Below are 1,341 nucleotides of genomic sequence, written 5' to 3' on the forward strand. Positions count from 1 at the left end.
GACGCCCGGCGCGAGGCGCGGCCGGTCGGCCAGTGGCCAGAACATGGTCAGGCGGACCGGGCGGGACGTGTCGGGCGGCACCACGGAGGTGAGAGTCTCGGCGACCGACGCGGCGGCGCCGTCGGGTGGGACGCCGAGCACCGGCAGCAGGAACCGGGCGTCGTCGAGCCGGGCCGGTGCGCCGTAGTCCGGAGTGCCGTTCACGTTGACCAGCACCGGGAACACCCCCGGCGCGCCGATGGCCAGTGAGGGCTGGTCGGGGGAGCGCAGCGGGTAGCGCAGGGTGAACGGCACCTGCCTGCCGCGCTGCAGTTCGGGAGCGAGCGTGACGAATTCTGCGACGGGCGCGAACTGGTCGACGTTGCCGGTCAGGTTGGTGCGCAGCCCGGCGGAGGAGTCCACCGCCGCGGCGTGTTCGAGGCGCACCATCACGTCGCGCACCGGGCGGTCACCGACGTTGAGCACCACGCCGGACACCGTGACCACGGGTTCGCTGGTGGTGGTGACGACGTCGGGGGTGACCCGGTCGATCCGCAGCTGCAGGAACGGGGTGGCGCCCGGCTCACCCGCGGCGGCCTGTGGCAGCGCGGCGGGGACGGCGAAGAGTAAGAGCAGCGCCACGGCGGCGAAGAGCCGCGGCAGCACGGCCGGGCGGCGCCGGGCGGTCACGGCCCCTGTCCGCATCCGTTCGTCCGCCGGCCTGTTGTGGGTGGGCTCGACTCGTCGCGACGACGGTTGCGGGTGTGGGAGTGGGTCTGCGGGCGCCGCCGCGGCGAGCTGTGCGGCAGCGGCGGCAGCGAAGCGGGGCCGTCTGAGTGCAGTTTGTCGATCAGCTCGCCGGCCACCTCGGCGAGGCGTCGCTCGTCGGCGTAGGCGAGCCGCGACGGCAGCTCCTTCAGCGGCACCCACGCCACCTCGGTCACCTCGACGTCCTCATCGGAGAGCTCACCGCCGAGGAACCGCATGAGGTAGTGGTGCACGGTCTTGTGGACGCGGCGGCCCTCGGTGACGAACCAGTAGTCGATGCTGCCGAGTGCGGCCAGCACGCTGCCCTGGATGCCGGTCTCCTCGGCGACCTCGCGGATCGCGGTCTGCTCGGCGGTCTCGCCGAGTTCGATGTGGCCCTTCGGCAGTGACCACAGCATCCGGCCGCGGCGGTCGATGCGACCGATCAGCGCGGCGACCTGACCGTCCTTGGGTCCGTCGAGACCGTCGATGACGAGGCCGCCCGCGGAGGTCTCGTGCACGGTGCGCAACCGTTCCGGCGGGCGGCGCGGCCGGTTCTTCTGCTGCTTGGCGTGTTCGGCGGGGGTTCGGGGCGGGGTGGGCGCCGCGGAATGG

The 1,341-nt window shown here is 73.3% G+C and carries 1 protein-coding gene and 1 pseudogene; both read right to left on the reverse strand.

Annotation, left to right across the window (positions count from 1 at the left end; translation table 11 throughout):
* Positions 1 to 684: pseudogene (locus Q2100_RS25790) on the reverse strand (hypothetical protein); the annotation flags it as partial.
* On the reverse strand, positions 666 to 1,341 hold a 676-nt coding region (locus tag Q2100_RS25795; protein WP_302916356.1), incomplete at its 5' end, for an NUDIX hydrolase. The pseudogene Q2100_RS25790 and the gene Q2100_RS25795, both read right to left, overlap by 19 nt.

It is taken from the genome of Mycolicibacterium arseniciresistens, from assembly GCF_030519285.1.
In the GTDB taxonomy this organism is placed as follows: Bacteria; Actinomycetota; Actinomycetes; order Mycobacteriales; family Mycobacteriaceae; genus Mycobacterium; species Mycobacterium arseniciresistens.